This window comes from Ruminococcus sp. MCC718 (genome assembly GCF_018783905.1).
Lineage (GTDB): Bacteria > Bacillota > Clostridia > Lachnospirales > Lachnospiraceae > Hominisplanchenecus > Hominisplanchenecus faecis.
In genome coordinates this window covers 1-230 of the sequence record NZ_WQNP01000110.1, presented here as the reverse complement: position 1 = coordinate 230, position 230 = coordinate 1, and the positions used below count along the sequence as shown (strand labels likewise).

Below are 230 nucleotides of genomic sequence, written 5' to 3'. Positions count from 1 at the left end.
TGCTTGCACCGATTTCTGCATCAATTGATGTAAGTTTGATGTAAATCGCTGTTTTTTTAGTTTTTTATCAAATGAAGTACATCCCGTCTATTTGGTAAAACGGTACATCTTTACATCATCTTAATAGAGCTTTGCACCTGCCGGAATGTGGTCATCTACCATCAGAAGATGAAGCTTTTCTTCGCCTTCTTCTTCATGAATAGCACTGAGGAGCATACCGCAAGAGTCAA

General features: G+C 38.7%; 1 pseudogene. It reads right to left on the bottom strand.

Annotation, left to right across the window (positions count from 1 at the left end):
- Positions 1 to 120 precede the first annotated feature (120 nt).
- Positions 121 to 230: pseudogene (locus GPK60_RS15680) on the bottom strand (methionine--tRNA ligase subunit beta); the annotation flags it as partial.